This is a genomic window from Tsuneonella litorea (genome assembly GCF_025154015.1).
GTDB classification, from domain to species: Bacteria; Pseudomonadota; Alphaproteobacteria; order Sphingomonadales; family Sphingomonadaceae; genus Tsuneonella; species Tsuneonella litorea.
Genome location: NZ_JAOAMV010000007.1, coordinates 1 through 25,342, shown reverse-complemented (window position 1 = coordinate 25,342; position 25,342 = coordinate 1). Strand labels below are relative to the sequence as shown.

The following is a 25,342-nucleotide window of genomic DNA, read 5'->3' as shown; positions in this document are numbered from 1 at the left end:
GATCGATCTCCCCCCGCCCGCCAGAATAGCGCGCGCGAGGGGATCGATGCAATGGGTTGCCGGTCAGAGCTTTTCGGTCAGCTCCGGCACCGCCTTGAACAGGTCCGCCACGAGGCCGATGTCGGCGACCTGGAAGATCGGGGCGTCCTCGTCCTTGTTGATGGCGATGATGGTCTTGGAATCCTTCATCCCCGCAAGGTGCTGGATCGCGCCCGAGATGCCGATCGCGATGTAGACTTCCGGGGCGACGATCTTGCCGGTCTGGCCGACCTGGTAGTCGTTGGGCACGTAGCCCGCGTCGACCGCCGCGCGGCTCGCGCCGACGCCCGCGCCGAGCTTGTCGGCAAGCGGCAGGATGACCTCCTTGAAGGTGTCGGCGTCCTTCAGCGCGCGGCCGCCCGAGACGATCACCTTGGCGCTGGTGAGTTCAGGCCGTTCGCTCTTGGCGAGCTCGCTGCCGACGAAGCTCGAGGTGCCGGCATCGCCGGGGCCGGAGACCGCCTCGACGGTGCCGCTGCCGCCTTCGGTCGCGGCCTTGTCGAACGCGGTGCCGCGCACGGTGATGACGAGCTTGGGGTCGCTCGATTCGACCGTGGCGATCGCGTTGCCGGCATAGATCGGGCGGGTGAACGTCCGCTCGCCCTCGATCCCGATGATCTCGGACACCTGCATCACGTCGAGCAGCGCGGCGACGCGCGGGGCAATGTTCTTGCCGGTGGTCGTGGCGGGCGCGAGGAACGCGTCGTGGCTGTCCATCAGGCCCGCGACGAGCGGGGCGACGTTCTCGGGCAGTTGATGCTCGTAGGCTGGGTCGTCGGCCAGGTGGACCTTGCCCACGCCGGCGATCTTCGCGGCGGCATCGGCCACGCCCGCGCAGCCCTTGCCGGCGACGAGCAGGTGCACTTCGCCCAGCTTCGCTGCGGCGGTGACCACGGCCAGCGTGGCATCCTTCACCGAGGCGTTGTCGTGTTCGACGAGAACGAGAGTCTTCATGTGTCTAAACCTTCCTCGGGAAATGCTCAGGCGATGCCCAGCGCCTTCATCTTGGCGACCAGTTCGTCGACGTCGGCGACCTTCACGCCCGCCTGGCGGACCGGCGGCTCGGCGACCTTCACGGTCTTGAGGCGCGGCGCGATGTCGACGCCGAAGTCGGCGGGCGACTTGGTATCGAGCGGCTTGGACTTCGCCTTCATGATGTTCGGCAGCGAGGCGTAGCGCGGCTCGTTCAGGCGCAGGTCGGTGGTGACGATCGCGGGAAGCGACAGCTTCACGGTTTCCAGCCCGCCGTCGATCTCGCGCTTGACGGTGACCGAATCGCCCTCGACGGTGACGGTGTTGGCGAAGGTGCCCTGCGGCCGGCCCATGAGGGCGGCGAGCATCTGGCCGGTCTGGTTCGAATCGTCGTCGATCGCCTGCTTGCCGAGGATCACGAGGCCAGGCTGCTCGGCGTCGGCGATGGCCTTGAGGATCTTGGCGACCGCCAGCGGCTCGACCTCGGTCCCGTCGTCGACCTGGACGAGGATCGCGCGGTCGGCACCCATCGCGAGGCCGGTACGCAGCGTCTCGGTCGCCTTGGCCGGGCCGATGGACACCACCACGACCTCGGTCGCCCCGCCCTTTTCCTTCAGCCGCAGCGCTTCCTCGACCGCGATCTCGTCGAACGGGTTCATGCTCATCTTGACGTTGGCGAGATCGACGCCCGAGCCGTCGGCCTTCACCCGCGGCTTCACGTTGTAGTCGATCACCCGCTTGACCGGGACGAGGATCTTCATGGCATCCATTCCTTCGTTTCAGCGCCGTTGCCGCGCCGTCTAAATGACCTTTACGTAAGCGTCAACCGACTCACGCCGCCTGCTTGACCTCCGCGACGATCTTGCGCGCGGCGTCACCGAGATCGTCGGCGGCGACGATCGGCAACCCTGAGTTGGCAAGGATGTCCTTGCCCTTCTCGACGTTGGTGCCCTCGAGCCGGACGACGAGCGGGACCGACAGGTTCACGTCCTTGGCCGCAGCGACGATCCCTTCGGCGATCACGTCGCACTTCATGATCCCGCCGAAGATGTTGACGAGGATCCCCTCGACCGCCGGGTCCTTGAGAATGATCTTGAACGCGGCGGTGACCTTCTCCTTCGAGGCACCGCCGCCGACGTCGAGGAAGTTCGCCGGGAACGCCCCGTTCAGCTTGATGATGTCCATCGTCGCCATCGCCAGGCCCGCGCCGTTGACCATGCAGCCGATGTTGCCGTCGAGCTTGATGTAGGCGAGGTCGTACTCGCTCGCCTCGACCTCGGCGGGATCTTCCTCGGTCTCGTCGCGCAGCGCCTCGATGTCGGGATGGCGGTAGAGCGCGTTCGAATCGAAGCTCATCTTCGCGTCGAGCACCAGCAGCTTGCCGTCCTCGGATTCGACCAGCGGGTTGATCTCGAGCATCGAGCAGTCGGTCGCCATGAACGCGTCGTAGAGCTGCCGGGCGAGCTTCTGCGCCTGCTTGTTGAGATCGCCCTTCAGCTTGAGCGCGAACGCCACCGCGCGACCGTGGTGCGGCTGGAACCCTTGCGCCGGGTCGACGGTGAAGGTCGTGATCTTTTCCGGCGTGTCGTGGGCGACCGCCTCGATGTCCATACCGCCCTCGGTCGAGACGACGAACGCGACCCGGCCGCTCGCGCGGTCGACCAGCAGCGAGAGGTAGTATTCCTTCGCGATGTCGACCCCATCGGTCACGTAGAGGCGGTTGACCTGCTTGCCCGCCGCGCCGGTCTGCACGGTCACCAGCGTGTTGCCGAGCATCTCCTTCGCGTTCGCCTCGACTTCCTCGAGGCTCTTCGCCAGCCGCACGCCGCCCTTCGATCCGGCGGGAAGCTCGGCGAAGGTGCCCTTCCCGCGCCCGCCCGCGTGGATCTGCGCCTTGACGACATAGAGCGGCCCGGGAAGCTTCCTCGCCGCCTCGACAGCCTCTTCGACCGAGAGCGCCGCGTGACCGGCGGGGACGGGGATGCCGTGCTTGGCGAGGAGTTCCTTGGCCTGGTATTCGTGGATGTTCATCGGGAGGTTCGCGTGCCTTGCGTGGGAAAGAGGGATTCGCGCGCGGCCTAAGCATGGATCGGCGTGCTTGAAAAGGCCGACCGCCCCGGCCAAGGCGGCAAGATGTTCTGTGCCGCATGATAGACGCCGCGCGTCTCGAGGCGATCGTTCGCGAAGCGGGCCGGGTCGCGCATGCGATGTGGCCGGGGACCGGCCACGCGCTCAAGGCGTGGGACAAGACCCCCGGAAACCCGGTGTGCGACGCGGACCTCGCGGTCGACGCCTTCCTCAAGCGCGAACTGGGCGCGCTGCTGCCCGCCGCCGGATGGCTGAGCGAGGAAACCGCCGACGACCCCTCGCGGCTCGACCGCGACCTGATCTGGCTGGTCGATCCGGTCGACGGCACGCGCGACTTCATTCGCGGCCGGACCGGCTGGGCGGTGTCGGTCGCGCTGATCAGCGGGGGGCGCCCGCTGGTCGGCTTTCTCGCTGCGCCGGCACGCGAGGAATTCTGGCACGCGATTGCCGGCCAGGGCGCGTGGCGCAATGGCGATCGGCTGGCGGCCTCGCAGCGCGAGAGCTTCCCCGGCGCGCGGGTACCGACCGACGCGCTGCCGAAGGAAGACCGCGACCTGGTGCCGGTCGACAAGCCCAACTCGATCGCGCTGCGTGCGGCGATGGTCGCGGCAGACGAGGCGGACCTCCTCGCCACGCTGCGCTGGGGCTGGGAGTGGGACATCGGCGCCGCCGCGCTGATCGCGCGCGAGGCGGGCGCCGAGACCACCGACGCATTCGGCCGGCCGCTGGCCTACAACAAGCGCGATCCGCGCGCGTTCGGACTGCTGATCAGCGCACCGGGCATCCACGGCGCCGCCGTGGACCGGCTGGCGGCACGGGCCGCGGCGATCGCGGGGTGAGACCGGCCGCGAGGCTTGCATTCTCCGGGGAGAGGCGCACTCTGCAAGGCGAGTGAGCTTCCGTCCGGGAAGCGAGTCGTACAGCCCGGTCCAATTCTGGACGCCCTGCAAAGGAGCGGCGCGCATGACTCCACCTCGAGCAATCCTGTTATCCCTGGCCGTCGTGCCCGCGCTGATGGCGGCGACGACGGTTCAACAGCAGCCGGCAAAGGCGCCACCGGACAGGGGGCAGCCGGCCCGCCCAGCGGCCACCGGCGTGCAGCAGCCCGCCCCGCTGAGCGCGCCCAGGCCGCAGGCATCGACGCCAGCCGATGCGGTCGCGCCGGCCGTTCGCGCAAAGAGCAGGCCGTGCAATTTCAGCAAGCGGCGCACCGACGACTGCCCGGCCTGACCCCACACGCAAAAGACCGGCCCCCTTGCGGAGACCGGCCTTTCGCGTGCGACCCCAAGGGGGCTGAGGCTTATCCCTGTGCAGCGCGGATTTCGGCCTCGGACAGCGGGACGATCTTGATCTCGACCCGGCGATTCAGCGGTTCGTTTACGTTGTCGCCGGTGGCCACCTTCAGGTTGGTTTCGCCGAAGCCCATCCAGCGGATGCGGGCCGAGCTGACCCCGCGGCTGATCAGGTAGTTGGCGACCGCCTGCGCGCGCTGTTCCGACAGGCGCTGGTTCGACGCCGCCGACCCGACCGTGTCGGTATAGCCATAAACGTCGACGAGGCTGTTCGGATACTGGATCAGGCTGTTCGCCACGCGGTCGAGCAGGGTCTGGAAGCCGGGGCTGATCGCGTAGCTGCCGGTGGCGAAGGTCACGCCGTCGGGCAGGTTGACGAGGATCGCGTTGCCCCCGTCGACCGAGGTCACGTCCACGCCCGAACCGGCGGTCTGGTCCTTCAGCTCCTTGATCTGCTGATCCATCTTGTAGCCGACGACGCCGCCGATCGCGCCGCCGCCCACGGCCCCCACGATGCGCCCGGTCTTGCCGCCGATCAGCCCGCCGAGCAGCGCACCCGCGGCCGCGCCGCCGACGCCGCCGATGGCGGTGCGGGAAATCTTCTTCTCTCCGGTGTTCGGATCGGTAACGCAGGCCGACACGGTCAGCAGCGACAGCGCGGCGAAGCCGGCGGTGATCTTGCGCGAAATCTGCATGGGTATGTCCCTTTTCCTGTTATCGTTCGGCGCGTCGGTTAAGGCCGGCGCGCGCATGAAGGCGAGCGCGCCCAACCCGCGCCTCGGTGCATGAAACGTCGCTTGCCGCGCGCCGTTCCCGTCGCCTGTTGCGTCCCCCACACTGGCGCACCTCTGCTTGGCGCTGGCGCGGGCCGGCAAATCTGCTAGCGGTCGGCCGCGTGACCCCATTTCCCTGGACCGACCTCTTGATCATCGCCGGGCTGATCGTGCTGAACGGCCTGTTCGCGATGAGCGAACTGGCGATCGTTTCAGCCAAGCCCGCGCGCCTGAAGAGCGCGGCCGAGCGTGGCAGCCGCGCGGCCCGGACGGCGCTCTCGCTTGCGGCGGACCCGGGCAAGTTCCTCTCGACGGTGCAGATCGGGATCACGCTCGTCGGTATCGTGGCCGGCGCCTACTCGGGCGCGAGCCTGGGCGGGCCGGCCGGCGAGCGGCTGGCGCTCCTCGGCGTGCCGCCCGCCTACGCCGGGGAAATCGGTTTCGCCGTCGTCATCGGGCTGACGACCTATGCCACCCTCGTGGTCGGCGAGCTGGTGCCCAAGCAGATTGCCCTGCGCGCCGCCCTGCCGATCGCGCTTGTCGCCAGCCGGCCCATGGCATTGCTCGCCCGGATCGCCGCCCCGCTGGTCTGGCTGCTCGACAGGTCGTCGTCGCTGATCATCCGCCTGCTCGGGGTGCGGCCGAGTTCGCAAGGGGCGGTGACCGCCGAAGAACTGCACATGATCTTCGCCGAAGCCACGCACTCGGGTGTCATCGAGGCGGGGCAGAGCGAGATCCTCGCCGGCGTGGTCCGGCTCGCCGACCGCCCGGTCCGTGCGCTGATGACGCCGCGGACCGAGCTCGACTGGCTCGATCTCCACGCGCCCGAGGCCGAGCTGCGCGCACGGATCGACGCCAGCCCGCACTCGCTGCTGCCGGTGGCCGAAGGGTCGCCCGACAAGGTGCTGGGCGTGGTCAAGGTGCGGGAGGTTCTCGGCAGGCTGCTTGCCGGCAAGACCGTCGATCTCGCCGCGATGATGAAGAAGCCCGAGGTGATCCCCGACCAGCTCGACGCGATGGACGCGCTGCGCACGCTGCAGCAGGCCGAGATCGCCATGGCGATGGTCCATGACGAGTACGGCCATCTCGAGGGGATCGTCACCCCGGTCGACCTCTTGACCGCGATCGTCGGCAACTTCGCTTCCGACAGCGATCTTGGCGAAGCGCCGGCGATCGTCGAGCGCGAGGACGGTTCGCTGCTGATCTCGGGCGCGCTGCCGGTCGACGAAATGGCCGAGCGGCTCGCCATCGACCTGCCCGAAGACCACGAATTCGCAACCGCCGCCGGCTATGTCCTGTGGCACCTCAAGAAGCTGCCCGACGAGGGCGAGAGCTTCATCGACCAGGGCTGGCGAATCGAGGTGGCGGACATGGACGGGCGCAAGATCGACAAGCTGATCGCGACCGCCACCGACTAGGCGCGCGCGCCGCCGGCCCCCGCGCTGCCGGCCCCCGCGCTGCCGGCCAACACGCCGGGCCGGTTGTCGGCGGTTGACCCAGGTCAATGATCGCCGGGGCGCTTCCGGCGCAAACGGCGCGCATGACGAATCGCCATCGTTCCCCGCCGCGCGACCCGTTCCCGCATTTCGTCGAGACGGTCCTCCCGGCACCTTCCGCCCCGGCCCTGGCGCCGCCGCTGCGCGCAATCGCGCAGACCGTCGCGCTGGAGGGCGGCCAGACCTTTCGGATCGAGAGGGGGGCCGACCGGTTCGTTTTCATCGCATCGGGTGCAGCGAAGCTGGTGGCGCTTGCATCGGCCCGGCGCGAGCAGGTCGTCGCCTTCCACTTCGCCGGGGACCTCCTGTGGATCGCGTCCCCCCCGGCGCACGACTACCTGCTTGCAGCCCTGGCCGGGACCACGCTGGTGACGTTTCCGGCGACCGCGTTCATTTCGATCGTCGAAAGCGACGCGGCCGTGATGAAGGCGTTGTTCGAACGGATGCAGCAGGCGCTCCTCCGCAGCCGTGAAAAGTCCGTTTCGCTCGGCCGGAAGACCGCGCAGGAGCGCATCGCCGGATTCCTCGCGACGATGGCGGACCGCATCGGCACCGGGGATGCGCTGGGGCCGCAAGTGGACCTGCCGATGTCACGCCGCGACATCGCCGACAGCCTGGGGCTGACAATCGAAACCGTGAGTCGCCAGTTCAGCGAGCTGCGTGCCGCGCAGCTGATCGAAACCCACGGCCGTTCGCACGTTCGGGTCTGCAATCTGGCGGGGCTGGCGGACCGAGCGGGTCACGCGCGGGCTCCTCTCTGAACAATTCGCGAAATTTGCGCTGGATCAATGATGGCGAGGGCCGGCTCTGATTAGGGCCGGCCAAACGGACGGAGATTTTCATGCAAGCCGAAGCTGCCCTCAGCCGAGCGGGCCTGTGGTTCGCGGTCATGCTGCTCGCCATCGTCGCCTACGTCTCGGCGGCGGATACCGGATTAGCGGTCCACGCGGCGATCGTCGGGCTGGTCGCGCTCGGGCTGGTGCTGGCCTCGGCCGCGCGGTTCGATCCGCTGAGCCCAGCGCGCGGGTTCTTCCGGATGCCCGAGGGCGAGACGCGGTACGACGACGACCCGATCCGCTGGGCGACGCTGGCCACGCTGTTCTGGGGCCTGGCCGGGTTTCTGGCGGGGCTGTTCATCGCCGCCCAGCTGGCCTGGCCCGAGCTCAACTTCGAGCCCTGGTTCAATTTCGGCCGGGTCCGCCCGCTGCACACCAGCGCGGTGATCTTCGCATTCGGCGGCAACGCGCTGATCGGGACGAGCTTCTACGTCGTGCAGCGCACCTGCCGGACCCGGCTGGCGTTTCCCGCGCTCGCCCGCTTCGTGTTCTGGGGCTACCAGATGTTCATCGTGCTGGCGGCGACCGGCTACCTGCTGGGCATCAGCCAGAGCAAGGAATACGCCGAGCCGCAGTGGTACGTCGACTGGTGGCTGACCGTCGTCTGGGTCGCCTATCTGGCCGTCTACGTCGGCACGATCCTCAAGCGGCACGAACCGCACATCTACGTCGCCAACTGGTTCTACCTCGGTTTCATCGTCACCGTGGCGATGCTGCACGTCGTCAACAACATCGACGTGCCGGTGAGCCTGACCGGGTCGCAGGCCTATCCGCTGTTCGGCGGGGTGCAGGGCGCGCTGGTGCAGTGGTGGTACGGCCACAACGCGGTCGGCTTCTTCCTGACCGCCGGCTTCCTGGCGATGATGTATTACTTCGTGCCCAAGCAGGCCGAGCGGCCGGTCTATTCCTACCGGCTGTCGATCATCCATTTCTGGTCGCTGATCTTCCTCTACATCTGGGCCGGTCCGCACCACCTGCTCTACACCGCGCTGCCCGACTGGGCACAGACGCTGGGCATGGTGTTCTCGATCATGCTGTGGATGCCGAGCTGGGGCGGCATGATCAACGGGCTGATGACGCTCAACGGCGCGTGGGACAAGGTCCGCACCGACCCAATCATCCGCATGATGGTGATGGCGCTCGCGTTCTACGGGATGAGCACGTTCGAAGGGCCGATGCTCTCGATCAAGTTCTTCAACTCGCTGTCGCACTACACCGACTGGACGATCGGCCATGTCCATTCCGGCGCGCTGGGGTGGAACGGGATGATCACGTTCGCCTGCCTCTATTACCTCGTGCCGCGGCTGTGGAAGCAGCAGAGGATGTACAGCCTGCGGATGATCAACTGGCACTTCTGGCTCGCGACGCTGGGGATCGTCTTCTACGCCGCGAGCATGTGGGTGGCCGGGATCACCCAGGGCCTGATGTGGCGCGAATACGGGGCCGACGGCTACCTCGTGAACAGCTTCGCCGACACCGTCGCCGCGATCCACCCGATGTACCTGATGCGGGCGTTCGGCGGGCTGCTCTACCTCGCCGGCTTCGCGGTCATGCTGTGGAACGTGGCCCAGACCCTTGCCGGCAAGGTGCGGGCCGAGGCGCCGATGACCGAGACGCCGCCCGATCCGGCGCTCGACCGCCCGATCCCCGCCACCGCCGTGCCGGCCGAATAGGACGAGCCAAGCACCATGAGCACCAGCAACGAACCCCTCGCCGCCCGCCCCCTGTCCGAGGAGCCGCCCGACGTCGAGGCGGTGGTCAAGGGGCACGCCCGCCTCGAACGCAACGTGACCCTGCTGGGCGTCGCCACCCTGATCGTCGTCGCCATCGGCGGCCTGGTCGAGATCGCGCCGCTGTTCTGGATCGACAACACGATCGAGAAGGTCGAGGGCATGCGCCCGTACACCCCGCTCGAGCAGGCGGGCCGCGACATCTACGTGCGCGAAGGGTGCCATACCTGCCACAGCCAGATGATCCGCCCGTTCCGCGACGAGGTGGAACGCTACGGCCACTACAGCCTCGCCGCCGAGAGCATGTACGACCACCCGTTCCAGTGGGGTTCCAAGCGCACCGGCCCCGACCTTGCGCGGGTCGGCAACCGCTATTCCGACGCGTGGCACGTCCAGCACCTGAAGGACCCGCAAAGCGTCGTGCCCGAAAGCGTGATGCCCCAGTACGGCTTCCTCGCCGAAACCGATCTCGCGATGACCGACCCGTCCGCGCACCTTCGCGCCCTGGCGCGCGTGGGCGTCCCCTACAGCGAGAAGGACATCGCCGCAGCCGGGGCCGACCTCAAGGCGCAGGCCGATCCGGATGCGGACGTGGCGGACCTGCTCGCCCGCTATCCCAAGGCCCAGGCGCGCGACTTCGATGGCGATCCTTCGCGGCTGACCGAAATGGACGCGCTCGTCGCCTACCTCCAGATGCTCGGAACCCTGGTCGACGTGAACGGCGCCGCGGCGCAGGAGGATCTGGCCGCGGAGAAGGGCCGGTGACCGATTACGAGACCCTCCGCCGGCTCGCCGACACCGTCGGCCTTGCCGCCATGGCGGTGATCTTCGTGCTGCTGTGCGCATGGCCCTTCCTGCCGGGCCGGCGCGACACCAACCGCCGCATGGCGCAATCCATTTTCGAAGGCGAAGACGATGGCGAATAAGCGGGTCGACCAGCCGACCGGGACCGAGACCGTCGGCCACGAATGGGACGGCATCGAGGAACTCGATACCCCAATGCCGCGGTGGTGGTTGTGGACCTTCTACCTGACGATCGCGTGGGCGCTGGTATACGTCGTGCTCTATCCCGCGTGGCCGCTGATCGACCAGGGGACCGAGGGCGTCCTGGGCTGGACCAGCCGGGGGCAGCTGGCGAAGGACATGACCCTCGCCGACCAGGCGAAGCGATCGGTCGGCGAAGCGATCGCGGCGACCGACATCGAAAAGCTTCCGGGCAAGCCGGAGCTGATGCGGCAGGCGATTGCCGGCGGGCGGGCGGCGTTCCGCGTCCACTGCTCGCAATGCCACGGCAGCGGCGCGGCGGGCAGCCAGACGCTCGGCTACCCCAACCTCAACGACGACGACTGGCTGTGGGGCGGCGACCTGACCTCGATCGAGTACACCATCGCCAACGGCGTCAGGCAGCCCGAGGGAGACGACCGGCGCCAGGGGGAAATGCCGCCCTTCGAGGGCGTGTTCGACACTGCGCAGCTGACTGCGCTCGCCGAGCATGTCCTGTCGCTGAGCGGCAAGGCAAAGCCCAACCGAGTCGGCGCACAGATATTCGCTGACAACTGCACGAGCTGCCACGGCTCCAACGGCGAAGGCGACCGGGCGCAGGGCGCGCCGCGCCTGAACGACGCGATCTGGCTCTACGGCGGCACGCGCGAGGACATCGCGCGGCAGGTCCTGCGCCCCCGGGTGGGCCGGATGCCCGCGTGGCAGGACAAGCTCGATCCCGTGACGATCAAGATGCTGGCAGCCTATGTCCACTCGCTCGGCGGCGGCGAGACAGCGGTCGCGCGAGGCGCCGACCCGGCGGCGAAGGTCGATGAACAGCCTTGATCCGCAAACCCCGCTGAACGCGCTCTACGAGGCGAAAGGGACGGTCCACAACCGGCGGATCGACGGACCCTTCCGCCGATTCAAGTGGGCGATGATGATCGTCACCCTGGCGATCTATTACGTCACCCCCTGGATCCGCTGGGACCGCGGCCCCTATGCGCCCGACCAGGCGGTCCTCGTCGACCTGGTCCACCGCCGGTTCTACATGTTCGGCATCGAGATCTGGCCGCACGAGTTCTATTTCGTGGCCGGGCTGCTGATCATGGCCGGCATCGGCCTGTTCCTCGTCACCAGCGCCGTCGGCCGCGCGTGGTGCGGCTATGCCTGCCCGCAGACCGTATGGACCGACCTGTTCCAGCACGTCGACCGCTTCGTCGACGGCGACCGGTTCGCGCGGCAGAAGCTCGACGCCGCGCCGTGGACCTGGAGCAAGGTCGCCCGGCGGGCCTTCAAATGGTCGATCTACCTGTTCATCGGCTTCTGGACCGGCGGCGCGTGGATCATGTACTTCGCCGACGCCCCTACGCTGGTGCACGATTTCTGGCGCGGCGAAGCGGCGCCGGCGGCGTACATAACCGTCGCCGTGCTCACGCTGACAACCGTCACCCTCGGCGGGTTCATGCGCGAACAGGTGTGCATCTACATGTGCCCCTGGCCGCGCATCCAGACCGCGATGATGGACGAGAAGTCGCTGCTGGTGACCTACAAGGACTGGCGCGGCGAGCCGCGCGGCAGCGTCAAGAAGGCCGAGAAGCACCCCGGCATGTTCGGCGACTGCATCGATTGCACGATGTGCGTGCAGGTCTGCCCGACGGGGATCGACATCCGCGAGGGTCCACAGATCGGCTGCATCACCTGCGCGCTGTGCATCGACGCCTGCGACCGGGTAATGGCGGAGGTGGGGCGCCCGCGCGGACTGATCGACTATGCCACGCTCGAGGATTGCGAGGCCGAGGCGGCCGGTGCCCCGCCGCGCCCGGCATGGAAGGCGCTGCTGCGCCCGCGGACGATCGCCTACCTGCTGATCTGGAGCTCGATCGGTCTTGCCATGCTGTTCGCGCTGGGCGCCCGCAGCCACGCGGGGCTCTCGGTCGCGCCCGACCGCAATCCGCCGTTCATGCTGCTCAGCGACGGGTCAGTCCGCAACGCCTACACCCTGCGCCTGCGCAACATGGCGACCCGGCCGAGGCGCATGAGCGTTTCGCTCGAGGGCCTGCCGGGCGCTGCTATGTGGACCGACCTGACCGAACGGGCCGATGCCGCGCGGTCGCTCGCGGTGACCGTCCCGGCCGACAGCACCCGGTCGGTGCGCGCCTACGTCGTCGCCCCCGCTGCGACGCCGCAGAGCGAATTTTCCTTCGCCGTGACCACGCTCGACGCAGCGCGCGAGAGCCAGCGGGTCGTCACCAATTTCGAAACACCGACGGGAGAACGGCCATGAAAAATGCGTTCGATGGCCGCCACATGGCCGCGATTCTCGTCGCGGGGTTCGCGGTGGTGATCTCGGTCAACCTGGGCGCCGCGGTAATCGCCAAGCGGACGTTCGGCGGCATCGTGGTCGAAAACTCCTACGCCGCCAGCCAGGATTTCAACGGTTGGCTCGAGGAAGCGGCCAGGGAACGCGCGCTCGGCTGGCGGGTCGAACCCGCTCGCCGCGCCGACGGCCGCGTCGCGCTTGCACTGACCGGCATTCCCGCCGGCGCCCGGATCGCGGGGAGCGCACGGCATCCCCTTGGCCGCGTCCCCGACACCGCCCTGCATTTCTTGCCTGCGCCGGACGGCTCCGCCGTGTCGGACGAGCCGCTGCCCCCCGGACGCTGGATCCTGCGCGTGACGGTGCAGGCGGACGGCAAGCGGTTCCGCAGCGAAGGCCCGCTGGGATGAACGCACCGCTCGATCCCAGGACGCTCGTCGCCCTGCCCCTGGTCGACAGCCGGTTCGTGGTGCCCGGGATCAAGTGCGCCGGGTGCATCGGCAAGATCGAGCGGGAGCTGGCGAGGCTCGACGGGGTAGCGGCCGTGCGGGTCAACTTCTCGGCGAGGCGGGTCGCCGTCCGTCACGACCCCGCCATGAGCGAGGACGTCCTGGTCGCCGCGCTGGCGGGGATCGGGTTCGATGCGCAGCCGGTCACCCGCGCCGCGCCGGCCGCCGACGACGCCGAAAGACGACAGCTGCTGCGCGCACTCGCCGTCGCGGGGTTCGGGATGATGAACGTCATGCTGCTGTCGGTCAGCGTGTGGTCGGGGGCCGAGGGCGCGACCCGCGACCTGTTCCACTGGCTCTCCGCGCTCATCGCGATGCCGGTGATCGCCTACGCCGGACGACCGTTCTTTGCCTCCGCCGCGAAGGCGCTGCGCCACGGCCGCACGAACATGGACGTGCCGATCTCGATCGGGGTGCTGCTGGCGACGGGCCTCAGCCTCTACGAGGTCGTCGCGGGCGGCGAACACGCCTATTTCGACGGCGCGACGATGCTGCTCTTCTTCCTGCTGGCAGGACGGGCGCTCGACGCGGCGATGCGCGGCCGCACCCGGGCGGAGATCGGCGCGCTGCTGTCGCGCATGGGCCGGAGCGCGGGCATCGTCCAGCCCGATGGCGGGGTTCGCCGGGTCGCCGCCGAACGCATCGAACCGGGCATGACGATGCTCGTCGCGGCGGGAGAATCTCTCGCCGCGGACGGGACGGTCGAGGCCGGCCATAGCGCGATCGACAACGCGATGCTGACCGGCGAGAGCAGGCCCGAGCCGGTCGCGCCCGGCACGGCGGTCCACGCCGGCACGATCAATCTCCTGCAGCCCCTGCGCGTGCGGGTCACAGCCGCCGCCGAGGATACCGCGATCGCCGAGATCGCGCGCCTTATGGAGGAAGCCGGTCAGTCGCGCGGTCGCTACGTTCGCATCGCCGACCGCGCCTCGCGGCTCTATGCCCCCGCGGTACACTCGCTCGCCGCGCTGAGCTTCGCCGGCTGGATGCTGGCGGGGGCGGGGCTGCACCAGGCGCTGGTGGTCGCGATCGCGGTGCTGATCATCACCTGCCCGTGCGCGATGGGCCTTGCCGTGCCGGCCGCTCAGGTCGTCGCCGCGGGCGCGCTGATGAAGCGGGGCTTGCTGGTCAAGGACGGCAGCGCGCTCGAGCGCCTCGCCGAGGTCGACACCGTGCTCTTCGACAAGACGGGGACTCTGACAATGGGCGAGCCGCAGCCCTGCCTGGACGGTCTCGATCCCGCGGACCGCGCGATCGCCCGCGCATTGGCGCAGAACAGCCGCCATCCCCTGTCTCGCGGGCTCGTCCGCGCCCTGGAGGCGACCGGCGTTTCTCCGGCTCCGCTGGAGCGCGTCGAAGAACGCGCCGGCGAGGGCGTATTTGGAACCGCGCGAGGGATCGCCGTTGCCTTGTGCAAAGGGGCGGAGGATGGCGGCGCGATGACCGTGACGCTCGTCGTCGGCGAGCGGAGAATGCCGGTCGTCTTTGCCGACGGGCTGCGCCCGGACGCGGGACAGTCGATCAGGGCGCTAGGCGACATGGGCCTCGACAGCCGCATCCTCTCGGGGGACCGGATCGAGGCCGTGGCCCCGGTCGCGCGCGCGCTCGGGCTGTTCGCGCGAGGGTCGGCCGGGCCGCAGGCCAAGCTCGCGGAACTCGAACGGCTCGCCGCGGCCGGGCGCCGCCCGTTGATGGTCGGCGACGGCCTCAACGACGGTCCCGCGCTGGCCGCCGCGCACGCATCGATCGCCCCGGGCACCGCCAGCGACGTCAGCCAGCAGGCGGCCGACGCGGTGTTCGTCGGGGCCGGCCTGATGCCGGTCGCGCTCGGCGTGCGGGTCGCACGGGCAACGATGCGGGTCGTGAGGCAGAACTTCGCCTTCGCGGTCCTCTACAACCTGCTCGCCGTTCCGCTCGCGATCGCCGGACTGGTCACTCCGTTGATCGCCGCCGTCGCGATGTCGGTCAGCTCGCTGGCGGTCGTGCTCAATTCGCTCCGCCTGGCGAAGGCCGCCGGATGAATGGCCTCGCCTTCCTGATCCCGGTCGCGCTTGCCCTGAGCCTGGGCGGGCTCGCCGCGTTCTTCTGGTCGATGCGCGACGGGCAGTACGACGATCTCGATGGGGCCGCCTACCGGATTCTGATCGAGGACGACGAGGCATGAACCCGGCTGTCTTCGCGCTGGCGGCACTGATCCCGGCAATGGCCGGCCCCCTGCCGCAGGAAGCCGCTCGCGACGGCGTGCTTGCGCTCCGGCTGTGCAACGGCGGAACGGTCGCGATCCCGCTGCCATCGCGGGAGCGCAAGGCCCCGGCGTCCTGCCCGCAGAAGGGCTGCCACGCGACCTGCAACCGCAAGCGGCTTGATCCAGCGCAATGACCGCGGGCGCGGCGGCGGCCAGGGAGGCGCCATGTGGCCCTATCATCCCGACCTGCTGGCGACGCCGGTTCCGCGCTACACCAGCTATCCCACCGCGGCCGAGTTCGCGGAAATCGCGCCCGCGCTGCACGAAGCCGCCCTCGAGCAGGCGGAAGGCGAAATCTCGCTCTACGTCCACATCCCGTTCTGCGAGAAAATCTGCCATTACTGCGGGTGCAACACCGGCGCGGCCGGCAAGCGGCAGCGGCTCGATTCGTACCTCGCGGCGCTGACGCTCGAGATCGGGTCGGTCGCATCGCGGCTTCCGCATGACGCCATCGTGCGCCGCGTATCGTTCGGCGGGGGGAGCCCGAACGCGCTCGACCCGGTCGACTTCATCCGCCTCGTCGACCGTTTGACCGTCGCGTTCCGGCTGACCGATCCGGTCTACTCGATCGAGCTCGACCCGCGCACGATGTCCGCCGACTGGGCCCGGGCGATCGCGACGGTTGGGATCGAGCGGGCAAGCCTCGGGGTCCAGACCTTCGCCGCGCACTGCCAACGGGCGATCGGCCGGGTCCAGGACGAGGACACCATCGTGCGCGCCGTCGACCTCTTGCGCGGCGCCGGGGTGGCATCGCTCAATTTCGACCTGATGTACGGCCTCCCGCGCCAGACCCGCGCGGACCTGGTCGACACGCTGCACCGCGCGCGGGTGCTGGGGCCCGACCGGATCGCGCTGTTCGGGTATGCCCACGTTCCCCATGTCGTGCCGCGCCAGCGCGCGATCGACGCCTCGGGCCTGCCCGGCCAGCACGAACGGTTCGAGATGGCGGCGCTGGGATACACCTATCTGTGCACGCACGGGTACGTGCCGGTAGGTTTCGACCACTTCGCGCGGCCCGGCGGCGACCCCCTCGCCCGCGCCGCGCTCGCGGGGCGGGTGCGGCGCAATTTCCAGGGCTTCACCGATGACGCTGCGCCGAACCTGGTCGGGCTGGGCGCGTCGGCGATCAGCCAGTTCCCGCATTTGCTGGCGCAGAATGAGAAGAACAGCGGCCGCTACCGGATGATCGCCTCGCAGAACCGGGTCACGGCCAACCGGGGGATCGAACGCGGGCCGGCGGACCGGGAAAGGGGCGCCGTCATCGAGAAACTGCTGTGCGCAGGGCGGGCGCGGGTCGGCGCGGACCTGCAGGCCGGCATCGCCGAACGCCTCGCGCCGTTCGTCGATCGCGGACTGGCTTCGCTGGATGGCGACTGGTTGTCGATAACGCCCGAAGGGTTGCCCTACGCGCGCCCGATCGCGGCGCTGTTCGATGCGTTCCGGATCGCCCAGACGCGGCGCTTCAGTTCCGCGATCTGATCCCGGAGATCAGGCCACATGCAGATGAGGTGATTGGACGGGTAGCCCGCAATGCGAAGTAGACCCAGATTCTGCTTGTTCGTCAGACGGTCCGTTGGCAACTTGCCGGCTTCACCTTCGAAGACAGCGCGTCTCGCGAGGTTATGCCGATGGAAATGCGGTCCAGCATTCCCGCTTTTGTTGGTGCGGCCGACCTTGCGCGCGTGCCACCATTCAACATCGGAACGGTCCACGTCGATCCGCCAATTCGCACGATCGTCAATGGCGATCGCCGGGTTATACTTGAACCTCGGGTCATGCAGGTTCTCGTGGCGCTCGGGCAGGAACCGGGCCTGGTCCTGTCGCGGGACGATCTCGTCGCGCTCGCGTGGGTAGGGAGGATCGTCGGTGACAATGCGATCAACCGCGTCATCTCCTTGCTGCGCCAGGCGTTGCTGGAGGTCGCAGACGATGCGGTAAGGCTCGAAACCATTACCAAGGTCGGCTTTCGTATCGTGACGAACGAAGGCGCCCATTTGCCCGACAAGGGAGGGACTGACGCCATCGGCGCTGCGTCGACCGACAGGCGCAAGATTGTCCTTGCCGGTGGCTTCGCAATCGGCGCGGCCGCACTGGGTGGTTGGACCGCGCTTCGCCGACCGCGAACCGATCCACGCGCGGTCGAGCTGACGCGTCAGGCAGACCTGCTGATGAAGAGCGGTCTGCCCGGATCGACGCGCCAGGCGACCAGCAATCTGGAGATGGCGGTCGAGATCGATCCGACTTATGCCGATGGCTGGGGTTACCTCGCCCTGATGTATCGCCACGCCATGAATGGATATGCTGCCGGCGAGCGGCGCAATCTGACCGTCATGATGGACTCTGCGGCAAGCCGCGCCCTCAAACTCGATCCCGATCAGGCCGACGCGCGTTTGGCCAAGGCCCTCGAGCGCCCGTTCTATCGCGACTGGAATGCAAGCGAGGCAAGGCTGCGCCGGATCGTACGCGACCACCCTGACCACTGGTACGCGAACGCGCAGCTCGCGTTACTCCTGATGGATGTTGGCCGAGCGAACGAGGCGCTCGCATTTCGTGAGCGGGTCATCGCGATCGATACCAAGATTCCGGTCGCATGGTCGTTGCTTGCGCTCAACAGGCTCCAGGCGAACCGGCTCCACGAAGCGGACATGGCGCTCGAACACGCGCACGCCCAATGGCCCAACCACCCTGCACTTTGGCTTACGCGCTACCGCGTGCTTCTGGAAACGGGCCGCCCGCTCGAGGCGTCCCAGTTCGTCAGGTCGCGCGCGTCGCGGCCGGATGGCTTTGGAGACGAGATGGTGGCCTCAATGGCGGCCGAGGCAGATGCGATCGCGGACGGCGGCCAACGGGCAAGGGCAAGCGCCGTTTCCCAAGTTCGCAGAAGACTGACCGAGGCCGAAGTCGCTGGCGATGCTGCACCGATGCTTGCGATGCTGGGCGAGCCGGCACGTGCGCTAGCGGTGGCCGCAGCATATTTCCTGGGCGGAACGGTCGAGAGCAGGCAATGGCCAGCACCCGATCAGTGGACGGCCCGCTCTACCGCCATGCTGTTCTTCCCTTCGTTCCTGCAACTGGCCGGGATGCCGCAATATCGTGACCTTCTCGCTCGATCAGGTCTCGACGATTACTGGCAGCGGTCGGGCAGCCAGCCCGACTTTCGCCGGAGCTGACCGCCCTTCCCAGGGAGCAGGCGACTGCCAACGCCGCCGCCCGTCCACACCGGTCAGAATTCGCCCGCTACGCCGGCGCGGAAAGCGTTGTTCTTCTTCCCGGCAAGGCTGAACCCCAGTCCGAAGGCCACCGGCGTGTCGCCGTTGAAGCGATGCATGAACGATCCACCGACTGCGGGTTCGCCGCGGAAAATCGCTCCGTTCAGCACGTAGCTCGTCCTGCCCGGTTCGGAGGGGAAAGGAGCTTCGCCCATTGCCGTTGCGGCGGCTATGCCCTTCCTGAAATCGGTGCGGTCCGCCTGGCGCAGGTCGAACAGCGTGCCAACCTGCCCTCCCAGCGCATCGAGCATGCCCTGCATCGCGGCAGATGACGCCTGGAGCGCGGCAACCGCGGGCAGCAGCGTGGTGTTGCGGCCAAGCACCCCGTTGGCGTCGACCGTCGCTACGCCCACGACACCCGTCTGCGCCGCAGTGCTCGCGGCGATATCACCGATGCGCACGGAACTTCCCGCTCCGCCCAGCGCCACCTGATTAGCCGCAGTCGTCGTCGCATTGGCACCGATGGCGGTCGAGCCGGCGAACGCCGCGTTCGCCAGTCGCCCGACTGCCGTCGACCCGGCCTGCGTTGCCTGCGCGCTCACGCCCACCGCGGTGGCGGCAAGGCCGGTGGCCCGCGTGTTGTGGCCCAGCGCTGAGGAGGCGATCCCGGTTGCCGCCGCCTGGTAGCCGAGGGCCGATGACGAAAGGCCGCTGGCGGTCGTTTCGGCACCGACGGCAGTCCCGTTCTCTCCCGACGCCACGGCCGTTTCGCCCAGCGCGACGGTGCGGCTGTTGCTCGCTTCGGCCAATTGCCCGATCGCGATTGCACTTCCCGGCGAACTGGCGCCGGCCGAACCGCTCGCGGTCGATCCCGCCCCGATCGCGATCGAGCCGGCGCTGGTCGCGCTCACGACCCGGCTGACCGAGGCCCCTGCCGGTAGGGCTTCACCGCCGATCGCGATCGTCCTGTCGGAGCCTGCCAGCGTGCGCCCGCCAAGGGCGATCGCGCCCGTTCCCGCGGCAGTTGCGGTCGGCCCGATCGCGGTAGCGGCCAGGCCGCTCGCAGTGGTCTGTGCGCCGGCTCCGATCGCGATGCTGACATTGCCGGCGGCACTGGTCGTGCGACCGCTGACAGGATTCGTACCGCCGACGGCGACGGCGGCAGTTCCGGTCGAACTGCTGAGCGCACCGACCGAAATCGCGTTGAGCGCGCTCGCGGTGGCGGTGTTGCCGATGGCGGTCGCGCCCGGTGCTGCCCCGGTGCTCGAATTGGTGCCGCATTCGGTCGAACCGGCTCCGGCGCCGTCGTTGCACTCAGGCGTCGGGTCGGCCTTGGCCGGCACCGCAAGAACAAGCGCCAGTGCGGCGCACGAAGAGAGGTACTTTAAGGACATGATGGTTCTCCCTGGTGTGAAACCATCATCCACCTGCTCCCATCAGCCGTCTGCGCGCGACCAGCAAACCCTTACGGATCTGTCATCTTTTTCTCATTTCGCGAAAGATCGGCGTGGCGCGCCGGGGGCGTTTGGCTATCCGCGGTGTCGCCCGGCGAAACTGCGGCGCTCGCGTGCCATGCAACTCTGTCTGGCCAGATGCGATTCACGTCGAGAGTACGCGGGTCGCCCCTCCAAACGGCTCTGAAGGCCCGCTCCGCCCCCTGCCTTTCGGGGCGATTGCCCAGCCTGGCCTCTGCTTTTCTGGGACATGGTGGCTGGAAATTTGGGCCGCGATGCCCCGATTGAAGTGGGTGCGATCCGGCTGCTCGGACCGGCCGACGTCCTTCATCGATAAAACCGCTCGCGAAGTCACGGGCCCCGCGCTGCGCTTGTTGTCAGGGAAACTACCATCCCAAGTGTATGGTGCGCGACGCAGTCCGTAGCGAACGCGTCTCAGTCGCCATACCCACCTTTAAATGGGAATAATTGGGAAATCCGGCGCCTGAAGCGCTCACGCAGCCATTCTGCGATCGAAAATCGGCCGAAGTCTGCGGCGCGCAGCCGATTTCCCGAGTCGACCCAAATGGGAATCAAACCCACTTTTGTGGGCAATGTTGCGCCCGAATTGGAGCCGAACCGGCGCCCGGCAGCCACAGAAGCAAAGTGGAATAAGCGGGGGGTGGAAACTTTTCTGCAGTGCTTTCGCTCGGCGATTCAAACCCTTGGAACACGCTGAAAAGCAGCGTGACGAAAGGGGGTCGGCTACCGCAACCCAACCGGCTAAAAAGCGCCCGTGCCGCTGAACACCTGACGGCACCGGTGCCGCCGGATATCCGACAGCACACCCAAGAAGACGTGGCGGGCCTCGTGCCCGCCCTGGCTAACTCTCGCGTGCGCGCGAAGCGGGCCAGGTTTCTCGCCCACCGGGCGACTTGCTCGCGCGGCTCTCCACCCGAGCGCCGCCTCCCTTTCTTCTTGGAGTCTCTGCCATGCGTACCAAGTCTGAATTACTCACGTCCGCGTCGCGGCCGAACTTTGACGCCATCCGGCTTCGCATTGAGTACGTTGATCCGCTCACGATAGTCGTCGCGCGTCGCCAGTTGACCAAGCGTCAGAAGGCGCTGGTCAAGAAGCTGGCGGCTGCCATTGACCGGTGGGGATTGGTCATCCCACTCATTACCGACGGCAAGCTCGGCCTTGTCTATGGTCACGAGTTGCTCGAAGCAGCTCTGCTGCTCGGGCTGACTGAAGTGCCTGTCGTGCAGGCGGCGTATCTTTCCGAAGAGCAGCTGGAATTGTGGCGCATCTTCCAGACCAAGTTCGCGATGGATCTGGAGTGGGACGAGGAGGCGCTTGCGCTGACGTTCACCGAGCTGCGGCTGAGCGAGCCAGAGATCGTACTTACCGACAGCGGGTTCAGCATCGGCGAGATTGACGCGGTTGAAAACCGCATTCGCACAAAGGCGCTCAACGACCTCGTCGATGTGCACGAGCCGGACGAAGAGCGCGAGGCCGTCAGTCGCCGTGGCGAGCTGTGGCTGTGCGGCCGACACCGCCTGATCTGCGGTGACTCGACCGACGCGCGCGTCATCGACGAACTGGTCGATGGGGCAACGATCGGCCAGGTCATTGCGGATTTGCCTTACAACCTCCCGACCAAGGCATTCTCCAGCAGCGGCCTGCATGGTGATTTTTCCGCGGGCGCAGGCGAGATGAGCGCCGAAGAATTCACCCGCTTCATCCGGCGCTTCTTCGTGGCCGCGGTCCCCCACCTGCGCGACGGCGCGCTGCTCTACACCTTCATGGACTGGCGGCACATCGTGGAACTCGTGATCGGAGCCGAAGCAGCGGGTCTCGCCTACAAGCAGCTCCTGGTCTGGGTGAAGTCCGCCAGCGGTGGAGGCGGCATGGGCTCTTTCTACAGGTCCGGCCACGAGCTGGTCGGCGTCTTCAAGCACGGCAAGGGACCCGCGCGCAACAACATCCAGCTCGGCAAGCACGGGCGCAATCGCTCGAACGTTCTATCCTATCCCGGCGTGATGGGCAGCAGCGGGCGCAAGAAGGCGCTCGCGATGCACCCGACGGTCAAGAACGTCGCGCTCGTCGCCGACCTGATGCTCGACGCGAGCGCGCCAGGCGAAGCGGTGCTCGACAGCTTCGGGGGCAGCGGCACGACCCTCATCGCGGCCGAGAAGACCGACCGGGTGGCTTACTTGTGCGAACTGTCGCCGCGCTATGTCGACGTCACACTCGAGCGCTGGCGCGACCTGGACCTCGGAGAGCCGGTGCTTGCCGCAACCGGGCAGACGTTTTCCGAAGTGGCCGCCGAGCGCCGGGCGAGCCCCTCCATCAGCGAGGAGAACTGACATGGCCAAGGAAGCCAAGTTCCGGCTAGATGGACAGCCCGACGGCCGCGGGCACGCTGAAGGCTCGAAGAGCACTCGCTTCGCTGTCGACGACAACCGGACCCGGCCGGGCCGCAAGAAGGGCGCCAAGAGCCTGAAGACGGTTTACCAGGCGGTAGCCGAGATCCCCGTCGATGCCGAGATCAAGGGCAAGCGCAAGCGTATAACCTCGAAGGAAGGGATCGTGCTCAAGGAGCGCGAGCAGGCGCTGAAGGGCGACCACCGCGCGCGCGAGCACTTTCTCAAGCGGCTCTCCGAGTACAGCCCGATCGAGGTCGAACCCGACCGGACCACCTTGCTGCTCGCCGAGGACGAAGTGATCCTCGCCAGCGCGTTCGAGCGAGGGCTGATCGGCGTCCAGCCGCTCGCCGGCGACCCGCCCGCCACTCCTCCCCTGGCGGAGTCCGGATCTGATCTTCCCCAAGGAGACCTGCCATGAACGCCGACAAGGTCCGCCTGCTTCAGGCGCTGATGCGCAACGACTTCCTGTCGTTCGTCCACCGCGTGTTCGCCGAGCTCAACCGCGGCCGAACGTTCCACCAGAGTTGGGTGCACGAGGCGATGTGCACTTTTATCGGCATTGTTGCTCTCGAACATGAGACCGATCGCCTGGTGATCAATGTGCCGCCGCGCTCGGCCAAGTCGACCATCGCGTCGGTGGCGCTGCCGTCGTTCCTTCTTGGCCGCGATCCCACGTTCCGGGTGATCGTCGTCTCCTACAACCAGGAACTGGCGAACCTGTTCAGTCGGCAGACCCGCCAGGTCATGCTGTCGCCGTGGTACCGGGCGCTGTTCCCCTCGACCGTGATCCCGTCCCGCGCAGCCGAGACCGCGTTCTATACCAGTGCTGGCGGCTACCGGATCGCAACCTCGACCGGCGGCACTCTCACCGGCAAGGGCGGCGACCTGATCATCGTCGACGATCCGCTGAAGGGTCCCGACGCCCATTCCGAGGCTGCCCGCGATGCAGCGCTCGACTGGACCAGGAACACCCTGTTCACCCGGCTGGACGACAAGAGCCGCGGGGGCATCATCATGGTCCAGCAGCGCCAGCACGAGGATGACCTGTCGGGCCATATGCTGCGCGCAGGCGGTTGGCTGCACCTAAACCTGCCCGCGATTGCCGAGGTCGATGAGCCGATCCTGATCAGCAAGCGCCCGCTGCGATTCCATTATCGGCGTGCAGGAGATGTGCTCGATCCGGTCCGCGAGCCGATCGAGGTGCTCGAGCGGCTGAAGCGCGAGATGGGCTCGCACGACTTTGCCGCGCAGTACCAGCAGGCGCCGGTGCCGCTCGAAGGGGGGATGATCAAGGTCGGTTGGTTCGGCACCTACGACGACGTGCCTGATGACGGCGAGACGGTGTTCAGCATCGACACCGCTTACAAGGCCGGGGCGCGCAACGACTGGTCGGTGATCACCGTCTGGAGGATTGCTCGGGGACGGTATTACCTGCTCAACGTCTGGCGCCGCCGGGTTGAATACCCGGTGCTGAAACACTGCGTGATCGAGATGGCCCAGCGCCTGCGGCCCAGCACGATCCTCATCGAGGATAAGGGCAGCGGGACGGGGTTGATACAGGACCTGCGGATCGAGCACGAGGGTTATCCGGTCGTTGCCTATGATCCGGGCCCCTACGACAAGGAAGCGCGGGTGCACGTCCAGTCCGCTGCAATCGAAGGCGGGCTCGTTCTCCTTCCACCGAGCGCGCCGTGGCTCGACGAATTCCTGTGCGAGGTCCGCCGGTTCCCCAACGGTACGCACGACGATCAGATCGACACCCTTGCCCAGCTGCTTGCTTGGAAGAGGGACCGCACGGATGACCTCTATATCGGCAGGTACATCACCGGGTACAGCTGACGGCCTGCGCGGGCCGGCCCAATCGCATATAGAAAAAGCTGCGACTCGACTTCACCGCCGTTCTCGCGCTTGGGTAATGGCGAAAGGACGCCTGCCCCATGCTCGACGAGAAGCACGTCCGCAGCCTGGTGGGCCAGCTCGGCACGACCGCCGCGATGCTGCTCGAAGATCGGCACCTTAAGCTTGTCACCTCGCCGCGCGACCTCGCCGCCGCTGCCGCCACCGCCGCGACGCTGGCGACGCTGGGCGCCGAGCTGACGGCGTTGGGAGCGGCGGCGGCGGTGCTCGTGAATAACGCGGAAGATCCCACCGGCTCCGCCGCGTAGCCCAAAGCACACTCACTGGACCACCGACCTAGCGCGCGCGCTCGATCACCCAGTCGACAAGATCGCAAGCGGCCGCCCGGCGCGCGATCTCAGTGCCGACCATGACCTGCAGCCGGCGCCCGCCAGCAATCTCGGGTTCGCGCAGCTGGCCTCGCGGCGAGTGGCACACGAGCAGAAGCCGTTCCTCGCCCGCGCGGGCACCGAGGCGGCGGGCATAGTCGTCCACCACGGCCTGGTCCGCCTTCGACTTGACCTGGACCAGCATTCGCTCACCGGTGAACGGTTGTTCGACCACCAGGTCGACATCCTTCATCGTGCCCCCGATCGCCGAAATCCGCCGCCAGCCGCTGCGGGTGAGGATCAGCTCGACCAGCAGCTCGAAATCGGCCCAGCTTAGCCTGGCAATGGCCGACCCGAGATGCACCTCGAGCTGCTGCCGCGCTTCTCCTATTTGCACGAGCAGGGGATCGGCTTGCGCGTTGATCATCTGCAGGCAGTAGTCGGCTTCCCCAACGCGGCAGATCGTGCGTCGGTAGCCGGCCAGCTGGGTCAGGCTCGTGCTCAGGCGTTCAAGATCGAGCCGTTTGCCGGCAAGGTCATGGTCGTGCCAGCCGTCGAGGGTCTCGCGGTAGCGAGTGCCGTGCGCCTCGCCCGCACCGCCGATCCAGTGCACCTCGGGCCCCGCAAAGGCCCACCACAGTCGCCCGCGGGCAAAGGTGATCCACAGCACGTCGGGATCGGCATCGTGGAAGGCGCGGGTCTCGTTGAGGTAGCCCGTTGCGGTTGCCGGGCGCAGGCCTTGCGAAAGATAGTGCTGGCGCACTC

The 25,342-nt window shown here is 67.8% G+C and carries 24 protein-coding genes and 1 pseudogene; 19 read left to right on the top strand and 6 right to left on the bottom strand.

The annotated features are described in order from the left end of the window. Positions 1-63 precede the first annotated feature (63 nt). The 3 genes from N0B51_RS13015 to sucC form a co-directional block, all read right to left on the bottom strand. Positions 64-993: an electron transfer flavoprotein subunit alpha/FixB family protein gene (locus N0B51_RS13015; protein ID WP_259962927.1), complete on the bottom strand. Its 930-nt coding sequence runs from the start codon at positions 991-993 to the stop codon at positions 64-66. Positions 994-1,019: 26 nt separating this feature from the next. Continuing rightward, on the bottom strand, positions 1,020-1,772 hold the full coding sequence (locus N0B51_RS13010; RefSeq protein WP_259962926.1) for an electron transfer flavoprotein subunit beta/FixA family protein: 753 nt from the start codon (positions 1,770-1,772) through the stop codon (positions 1,020-1,022). 70 nt (positions 1,773-1,842) lie between these two features. After that, complete coding sequence (gene sucC / locus N0B51_RS13005) at positions 1,843-3,042, bottom strand: ADP-forming succinate--CoA ligase subunit beta (protein WP_259962924.1); 1,200 nt, start codon at positions 3,040-3,042, stop codon at positions 1,843-1,845. Positions 3,043-3,158: 116 nt separating this feature from the next. Here sucC and N0B51_RS13000 point away from each other — a divergent pair, with 116 nt between their 5' ends. Then, positions 3,159-3,938 carry a 3'(2'),5'-bisphosphate nucleotidase CysQ gene (locus N0B51_RS13000; protein ID WP_259962921.1) on the top strand — a complete coding sequence of 260 codons (780 nt, stop codon included), beginning with the start codon at positions 3,159-3,161 and terminating at the stop codon, positions 3,936-3,938. Positions 3,939-4,399: 461 nt separating this feature from the next. Here N0B51_RS13000 and N0B51_RS12995 read toward each other — a convergent pair whose 3' ends face one another. Further along, entirely contained in the window at positions 4,400-5,086 is a 687-nt protein-coding gene (locus N0B51_RS12995) for a YiaD family glycine zipper/OmpA-like lipoprotein (RefSeq protein ID WP_259962920.1), read from the bottom strand. 200 nt (positions 5,087-5,286) lie between these two features. Between N0B51_RS12995 and N0B51_RS12990 the strand changes: the two genes are divergently transcribed. The 14 genes and pseudogenes from N0B51_RS12990 (at position 5,287) to N0B51_RS12925 (ending at position 18,451) form a co-directional block, all read left to right on the top strand. Continuing rightward, on the top strand, positions 5,287-6,582 hold the full coding sequence (locus N0B51_RS12990) for a hemolysin family protein (RefSeq protein WP_259962919.1): 1,296 nt from the start codon (positions 5,287-5,289) through the stop codon (positions 6,580-6,582). A 122-nt stretch (positions 6,583-6,704) separates the two neighbouring features. Then, a complete protein-coding gene (locus tag N0B51_RS12985) occupies positions 6,705-7,421 on the top strand; it encodes a helix-turn-helix domain-containing protein (RefSeq protein WP_259962917.1) in 717 nt (238 codons plus the stop codon). An 80-nt stretch (positions 7,422-7,501) separates the two neighbouring features. Next, positions 7,502-9,169 (top strand): cytochrome-c oxidase, cbb3-type subunit I, encoded by a 1,668-nt coding sequence (gene ccoN / locus N0B51_RS12980; RefSeq protein WP_259962916.1) that lies wholly within the window; start codon positions 7,502-7,504, stop codon positions 9,167-9,169. Positions 9,170-9,184: 15 nt separating this feature from the next. Further along, positions 9,185-9,991 carry a cytochrome-c oxidase, cbb3-type subunit II gene (ccoO, locus tag N0B51_RS12975; protein WP_259962915.1) on the top strand — a complete coding sequence of 269 codons (807 nt, stop codon included), beginning with the start codon at positions 9,185-9,187 and terminating at the stop codon, positions 9,989-9,991. After that, positions 9,988-10,152: a cbb3-type cytochrome oxidase subunit 3 gene (locus tag N0B51_RS12970; protein WP_259962913.1), complete on the top strand. Its 165-nt coding sequence runs from the start codon at positions 9,988-9,990 to the stop codon at positions 10,150-10,152. The genes ccoO and N0B51_RS12970 overlap by 4 nt, the downstream gene beginning before the upstream one ends. Beyond that, positions 10,142-11,053: a cytochrome-c oxidase, cbb3-type subunit III gene (gene ccoP, locus N0B51_RS12965; protein ID WP_259962912.1), complete on the top strand. Its 912-nt coding sequence runs from the start codon at positions 10,142-10,144 to the stop codon at positions 11,051-11,053. Before N0B51_RS12970 ends, ccoP begins: the two co-directional genes overlap by 11 nt. Further along, positions 11,040-12,494, top strand: a complete 1,455-nt coding sequence (gene ccoG, locus N0B51_RS12960) for a cytochrome c oxidase accessory protein CcoG (RefSeq protein WP_259962911.1) — start codon at positions 11,040-11,042, stop codon at positions 12,492-12,494. The genes ccoP and ccoG overlap by 14 nt, the downstream gene beginning before the upstream one ends. Next, a complete protein-coding gene (locus tag N0B51_RS12955) occupies positions 12,491-12,937 on the top strand; it encodes a FixH family protein (RefSeq protein WP_259962910.1) in 447 nt (148 codons plus the stop codon). The genes ccoG and N0B51_RS12955 overlap by 4 nt, the downstream gene beginning before the upstream one ends. Then, entirely contained in the window at positions 12,934-15,057 is a 2,124-nt protein-coding gene (locus N0B51_RS12950; protein WP_259962909.1) for a heavy metal translocating P-type ATPase, read from the top strand. The genes N0B51_RS12955 and N0B51_RS12950 overlap by 4 nt, the downstream gene beginning before the upstream one ends. Continuing rightward, positions 15,054-15,200, top strand: coding sequence for a cbb3-type cytochrome oxidase assembly protein CcoS (gene ccoS, locus N0B51_RS12945; RefSeq protein ID WP_259962908.1), 147 nt, complete (start codon positions 15,054-15,056; stop codon positions 15,198-15,200). Before N0B51_RS12950 ends, ccoS begins: the two co-directional genes overlap by 4 nt. Continuing rightward, positions 15,197-15,415 carry a hypothetical protein gene (locus N0B51_RS12940; protein WP_259962907.1) on the top strand — a complete coding sequence of 73 codons (219 nt, stop codon included), beginning with the start codon at positions 15,197-15,199 and terminating at the stop codon, positions 15,413-15,415. The genes ccoS and N0B51_RS12940 overlap by 4 nt, the downstream gene beginning before the upstream one ends. A gap of 31 nt (positions 15,416-15,446) precedes the next feature. After that, entirely contained in the window at positions 15,447-16,760 is a 1,314-nt protein-coding gene (locus N0B51_RS12935; protein ID WP_259962906.1) for a radical SAM protein, read from the top strand. A gap of 143 nt (positions 16,761-16,903) precedes the next feature. After that, positions 16,904-17,191, top strand: a pseudogene (locus N0B51_RS14900) (winged helix-turn-helix domain-containing protein); the annotation flags it as partial. A 63-nt stretch (positions 17,192-17,254) separates the two neighbouring features. Then, on the top strand, positions 17,255-18,451 hold the full coding sequence (locus N0B51_RS12925; RefSeq protein WP_259962903.1) for a tetratricopeptide repeat protein: 1,197 nt from the start codon (positions 17,255-17,257) through the stop codon (positions 18,449-18,451). Positions 18,452-18,504: 53 nt separating this feature from the next. On the opposite strand, the gene N0B51_RS12920 is transcribed toward N0B51_RS12925, so the two are convergent. After that, on the bottom strand, positions 18,505-19,884 hold the full coding sequence (locus tag N0B51_RS12920; protein WP_259962901.1) for a hypothetical protein: 1,380 nt from the start codon (positions 19,882-19,884) through the stop codon (positions 18,505-18,507). A 974-nt stretch (positions 19,885-20,858) separates the two neighbouring features. Here N0B51_RS12920 and N0B51_RS12915 point away from each other — a divergent pair. From N0B51_RS12915 to N0B51_RS12900, 4 genes are all read left to right on the top strand, one after another. Continuing rightward, on the top strand, positions 20,859-22,292 hold the full coding sequence (locus N0B51_RS12915; RefSeq protein WP_259962899.1) for a DNA modification methylase: 1,434 nt from the start codon (positions 20,859-20,861) through the stop codon (positions 22,290-22,292). A gap of 1 nt (position 22,293) precedes the next feature. Next, positions 22,294-22,770, top strand: coding sequence for a hypothetical protein (locus tag N0B51_RS12910; protein WP_259962897.1), 477 nt, complete (start codon positions 22,294-22,296; stop codon positions 22,768-22,770). Continuing rightward, positions 22,767-24,191 carry a phage terminase large subunit gene (gene terL / locus N0B51_RS12905; protein WP_259962895.1) on the top strand — a complete coding sequence of 475 codons (1,425 nt, stop codon included), beginning with the start codon at positions 22,767-22,769 and terminating at the stop codon, positions 24,189-24,191. The genes N0B51_RS12910 and terL overlap by 4 nt, the downstream gene beginning before the upstream one ends. Positions 24,192-24,289: 98 nt before the next feature. Then, positions 24,290-24,517 carry a hypothetical protein gene (locus N0B51_RS12900; RefSeq protein ID WP_259962893.1) on the top strand — a complete coding sequence of 76 codons (228 nt, stop codon included), beginning with the start codon at positions 24,290-24,292 and terminating at the stop codon, positions 24,515-24,517. A 28-nt stretch (positions 24,518-24,545) separates the two neighbouring features. Here the strand turns inward: N0B51_RS12900 and N0B51_RS12895 are convergent. Further along, on the bottom strand, positions 24,546-25,342 hold a 797-nt coding region (locus N0B51_RS12895), incomplete at its 5' end, for a restriction endonuclease (protein ID WP_259962892.1).